Consider the following 5349-nt stretch of genomic DNA (forward strand, 5'->3'; position numbering starts at 1 on the left):
CCCCACCTCCCCTGCCCTTTGCCTTTAATAAATTTGTTCAATGCGGCGGAAGTCTCTTTCGACTTCTAGCCAGAGGGAACGATTGTGGGGGTCAATTTTTAAGGCTTTTTTAAGATAAACTCTGGCTTTTTCTAGTTGTTTACGATCGACAAAATGACGACCTGTACGTTGATAAGCAATAGCCTGCCATTGACGAACTTCTAAATCTTCGGGGAGACGTTGGGCTAATCCTTCGACTAATGCGATCGCTCTTGGATACCTTTGATCTCTGAGCAAAACTTGCAGTTGATTATAAGATTGCCACTTTAACTTTTGTTCTTCCGGTGACAAAGGCGGTTGAATTTCAATAGTCTTTACTTTATGCGTAGTCTTATTTACTTTGACTTTCGGAGGAGTCGCTACCTTTTGTTGACTTTGTTGACTAGTCGTTGACTGCGGAGGAACTTCTGGTTCCTTGACATTTTCCATTAGGAACTCGTAAGCTTCTTGAATAGCAATAAACTTTTCCTTCGCTTGTCGATCGTCACGATTAACATCAGGATGATACTTTCTCACTAAGCGACGATAGGAGGCTTTAATTTCCTCTCTAGAAGATCCAGTATTTAATCCTAATAATTTATAGCAATCTGAGAGATTCATTGAAGTTAGAATAGAACTTATGCCGATAATAGCAAAGGCTGAGATAAAGATCAGCTGGTGTTCTGGTAAACTACCATAATAACCAGCAATTAAAGGCAGTTAGTTATAAAAATTGGTTAAGAAAAGACTATTTTTTCCTCAGACAGATTGACAATGTAAATACAGATAGATTTTTACGGATTGGTAAGCTATTAATTTATTGGTTTTGAGCCAATGACACCATTTCAATCCAGGGAAGCTCTAGAAGCCGGACGGAAGTATTTAGCGAAGGGTGCAATTCCTGCTGATAGTCTGCGTGATGTGATTTACCGAGCTTGGGAAAGGTCTCATATTCAAGGAGCAAATCCCCTAACGTTGCAAGCAGAAAAACTATCTAAATTAGACACTCAGCGTTTACTAGAACAACAAAACTCTCTGATTTGTGCGGCTCGTCCTTACATGAAAATACTATCTCAAGCTGCAAAATCCGATCGCCATGCCGTAATGCTTAGCGAAAAGAATGCCATAGTATTAGATGTTGTAGGTGACGAACAAAGTGTCAATGGCCCAGAAAGAGTTCCCGATCCTGGATCTTTGCTCTCAGAAGCAGTTGCGGGTAGCAATGGCTTGGGTACTCCGTTAGCCGAAAACAGCTACGTGGAAATCGTTGGTGCAGAACATTTTATTGCTGGCTTTCATCCCTTTACTTGCCAAGGAATACCCCTGCGAAATGACAAACATCAAGTTATTGGTGCATTAAGTATTTCAGTTCGACAAAGAGAAGTCGGACAACGACTCAAAGACATTTTAATTTGTGCATCTCACGGTGTTGAAGCCGAAATGCTATTTAGACGTTTAGAAGCCGATGTTCGTAGTGTAGTGACAACTAATCCAGAAGATGCTCAACCATTAGATAATTTGTATCAGGATATAGTTCAAGCACATTCTGCGGCACGTCTCCGACTAGAAATGACTTCTCGTTTAGTCGCTGGAAGCAAATTTGATTATGCTAAACAATTACTCCAACAAGCTGAAGAATTAATTCACTTATTTCGCCATCGAGCCATTCTTTGGCGTAATTTAGCTTCTTTTGCAGAAACAGAACAAGTAAAACCTATTTGTTTAAGTGATGGAGTTCAGGAATTAGTAGATTTATTGGCTACGGAAACGAAAATTCGCGAAGTTGAAATTCTGATCCAAGCTGAAGAAGAAGTTTGGGTTGAAGCTGATTATCAAATCTTTTTCAAAAATCTTTTTCATTATTTTTTACGGGCTTTTGAACTGGTAGGTTCAGGTGGGTCGGTATTAGTAAAAATTTCAGAATTACAAAATTTAGCATTAGGAGAGATAACTATAATACCAATTCCTGCACTGAATATGGTTCAATCAAAGCCTAATCCTTTTATGCTGAGAATACCAACAGTAAGGAAAAGTTATGAATATCAATAATCCAGTAAAAGGTAAAATTCTTATTGCTGACGATGATGATGATAATCGCATCCTACTTTCTATTTTAATGCAGAGTGAAGGGTGGGAAGTTATAGAAGCACAAGATGGTCAAGAGGCTTTGGAAAAAGCGATCGAACAACAACCAAACATAATTTTGTTAGATAATAGAATGCCCAAGTTAACTGGGACAAAGGTTTATGAAAAACTCTGTGAGCAAGGAATGAAATTTCCAGTGGTTCTACTCACAGCTTACGCAGATATCGAAGAATTAGCTGATTCCTTGGGCATTTGCTATTACTTAAACAAACCTTACGATCTTTCCCATTTAATGGATATTATTAATAAGTTTGCCGATCAATCGGTGTAGGAAAAGGGGAAAGTAGTGGGGAAGGGCGAAGCATTCGGATAGTTATATCTTGGTTGAATCTCATAAATTGTCGCCCGAATGCTTCGCCCCTACAGAATTTCTATCACTAGCGAGTGACGAGAGTTTCTGCTTTTGCTTCGGGAGCGCGATCGTCAATCACTTTGTCAATTAAACCGTACTCTTTTGCTTGTTCAGCAGACATGAAAAAGTCGCGATCCATGTCTTTTTCGATCTTTTCCAAGGTCTGACCAGTCATTTTGACATAGATATCATTGAGTTGACGACGAATTCTCAGAATTTCTCTCGCTTCGATGTCAATGTCAGTTGCTTGTCCTCTGGTACCGCCTGATGGTTGGTGAATCATGATTCGGGAGTGAGGTAAGGCTAAACGTTTGCCTTTTGTCCCTGCACCTAACAGGAAGGAACCCATTGAAGCGGCTAAACCAACGCAAATTGTGACTACGTTGGATTTAACGTGCTGCATGGTGTCGTAAATGGCTAAACCTGCGGTGACTGAACCACCGGGAGAGTTGATGTAGATGTAAATGTCCTTGCTTTGATCGTCAGAATCTAAGTAAAGCAAGCGAGCGATAATGGCGTTAGCCATGCCATCGGTGACTTCGCCGCTGAGGAAGATGATTCTTTCTAAAGCAAGGCGATCGTAAATACCAATCCACTGGGTATAAGGTTCGCCAGGGAAACGATAGGGGACTCTAGGAACGCCGATCGGCATAATACTTTCTTCCTTTTAGTAATAAGTTAAGATTTAACCGCGAAATGCTGGGATTGGTTGGGGTAAGTCTTTGGCGCTTTCCAAAACTCGATCGATAATGCCGTATTCTTTGGCTTGTTCGGGAGTTAAGTAAAACATCCGTTCCATATCTTTGGCAATTCTTTCTGGAGTTTGACCAGTATTTTTAGCAAAGATATCGACAATGGCGCGTTTGTTTTCCAAAACTTCTCGCGCTTGAATTTGAATGTCTGTCGCTTGTCCGCGAAATCCGGTGCGAGCTTGGTTGAGTACGATCGTGGCATGGGGTAAACTGGCTCTACAGCCTTTTGTGCCTGCGGCTAAGATCATCGCGGCAGTACCCATTGCCTGACCTAGACAAATGGTGTTAACTGGGGGCTTAATGTAGTTGATGGTATCGCAAATTGCAAAGGCTTCTGTTTCAAAGCCGATCGCATCTCCCGTGTACCAGGATGTACCCGTAGAATTGATGTAGATGGAGATGGGTTTTTCCGGGTCTTCGTATTGCAAATACAGCAGTTGGGCAATGATTAACTCGGTTACGTCTACACCTACTTGATTTTTAATTTCATCTGAGGAAAATAACGGCAATCCCAGATAAATAATCCGTTCCTTCAGCAGCAAGGAAGGTAAATCTGGTGGGGGTGTTCGGGAAAAGGCATCTCCGTAGTACGGAGCTTGAACAGCCTTTATAGGTGATTCCATAAGCGCGTTCCGCCCAATTATTTTTATGGCATTGTGTATTTTTCATAGTAACGCGCTCTGGGATATGCCTGAAGTATAACCAGTGTAGTGATCCCTACACCACTTGTAGTGTTTTATCCTGGATTTTAGGTGCGTAACCCCGTAAATTTGCCGTGAGGTAAATAATATTCCTGATTTTCTGCCTTGGGAGCACAAAAATGAAAGTTGGTTTGCAACCTCTGTTAAATGATGGCAATCTAGATGCGACTCAATCTACGAGTCAGCGGCAATTGGAGATTTCTGTTTCGGCAATTCCTGGTGAATTTACCGAGAATGTACCGCTGAATTTGTGCCTGATTTTAGATCATTCTGGTTCGATGAGTGGTAGACCGTTGGAAACGGTGAAACAGGCGGCTGGACAATTGGTGGATAAGTTAAAGTCGGGCGATCGCCTTTCGGTTGTCATCTTCGATCATCGTGCCAAGGTATTAGTTGCTAATCAACTAATTGAAGACCGCAATAAAATTAAACGGCAAATTAATCAACTTAAACCTGATGGTGGAACTGCCATTGATGAAGGTTTGCGCCTGGGAATTGAAGAATTAGCTAAGGGGAAAAAAGATACAATTTCTCAAGCTTTTGTATTAACTGATGGGGAAAATGAGCATGGTAGTAATGAGAAATGTTTGAAGTTGGCGCAACTGGCAGCAAGTTATAAAATGACCCTGAATTCTTTAGGTTTTGGTGTACATTGGAACCAAGATGTTTTAGAAAAAATTGCTGATGCTGGCGGCGGAACTTTGTCTTATATTGAACAACCAGAACAAGCGGTTGATGCTTTTGGTCGGTTGTTTAAGCGAATTCAATCGGTAGGTTTAACTAATGCTTATTTGCTGTTTTCTTTAATGCCGAAAGTTAGGTTAGCAGAATTAAAACCGATCGCGCAAGTTTTTCCTGATACTATTGAATTGCCAGTGCAACCAGAGGGCGATAAATTTTCGGTGCGTTTGGGAGATTTAATGACAGCGCAACAACGGATAATTTTAGCTAACCTTTATATTGCTCAAATGCCGGAAGGTCAGCAAATTTTAGCTAATTTACAAGTCCGTTACGACGATCCAGCTCAAGGTAAAGAAGGATTACTTTCGGAAGTTTTTCCAGTAACAGGTAATTTTATCCAGAATTATCAACCTAATTTAAATCCGCAAGTCCAAAAGTCAATTTTAGCTTTAGCAAAATATCGCCAAACTCAAATAGCCGAAACGAAATTACAACAAGGCGATCGCACTGGCGCAGCTACTATGTTACAAACTGCCGCTAAAACTGCCTTACAAATGGGAGATCAAAGCGCAGCAACCGTATTACAAACAAGCGCGACTCGCTTACAAGCAGGACAAGAACTTTCAGAAGCCGATCGCAAAAAAACCCGCATTGTTTCCAAAACAATTTTACAAAGCGACTCTTAGAGGGAGATGGGGAG

The 5349-nt window shown here is 41.1% G+C and carries 6 protein-coding genes; 3 read left to right on the plus strand and 3 right to left on the minus strand.

Features of this window, described 5'->3' with window-relative positions; genetic code table 11:
- Nucleotides 1–24: 24 nt before the first annotated feature.
- Nucleotides 25–639, minus strand: a complete 615-nt coding sequence (locus tag IQ264_RS31385) for a J domain-containing protein (protein WP_193986455.1) — start codon at nucleotides 637–639, stop codon at nucleotides 25–27.
- Between the two features lie 213 nt (nucleotides 640–852).
- Here IQ264_RS31385 and IQ264_RS31390 point away from each other — a divergent pair, with 213 nt between their 5' ends.
- Together IQ264_RS31390 and IQ264_RS31395 are read left to right on the plus strand one after the other, a co-directional pair.
- A complete protein-coding gene (locus IQ264_RS31390; RefSeq protein ID WP_193986457.1) occupies nucleotides 853–2067 on the plus strand; it encodes a GAF domain-containing protein in 1215 nt (404 codons plus the stop codon).
- Complete coding sequence (locus IQ264_RS31395) at nucleotides 2054–2434, plus strand: response regulator (protein ID WP_193986459.1); 381 nt, start codon at nucleotides 2054–2056, stop codon at nucleotides 2432–2434. The genes IQ264_RS31390 and IQ264_RS31395 overlap by 14 nt, the downstream gene beginning before the upstream one ends.
- A 106-nt stretch (nucleotides 2435–2540) precedes the next feature.
- On the opposite strand, the gene IQ264_RS31400 is transcribed toward IQ264_RS31395, so the two are convergent.
- Nucleotides 2541–3167, minus strand: a complete 627-nt coding sequence (locus IQ264_RS31400) for an ATP-dependent Clp protease proteolytic subunit (protein WP_193986462.1) — start codon at nucleotides 3165–3167, stop codon at nucleotides 2541–2543.
- Nucleotides 3168–3200: 33 nt separating this feature from the next.
- Nucleotides 3201–3890: an ATP-dependent Clp protease proteolytic subunit gene (locus IQ264_RS31405; protein WP_193986464.1), complete on the minus strand. Its 690-nt coding sequence runs from the start codon at nucleotides 3888–3890 to the stop codon at nucleotides 3201–3203.
- A gap of 197 nt (nucleotides 3891–4087) precedes the next feature.
- On the opposite strand from IQ264_RS31405, the gene IQ264_RS31410 reads away from it, so the two are divergent.
- Nucleotides 4088–5335 carry a vWA domain-containing protein gene (locus IQ264_RS31410; protein WP_193986466.1) on the plus strand — a complete coding sequence of 416 codons (1248 nt, stop codon included), beginning with the start codon at nucleotides 4088–4090 and terminating at the stop codon, nucleotides 5333–5335.
- The last annotated feature ends 14 nt before the right edge of the window (nucleotides 5336–5349 follow it).

Origin of the sequence: [Phormidium] sp. LEGE 05292 (genome assembly GCF_015207735.1) — a bacterium.
Taxonomy (GTDB): Bacteria; Cyanobacteriota; Cyanobacteriia; order Cyanobacteriales; family Aerosakkonemataceae; genus Floridanema.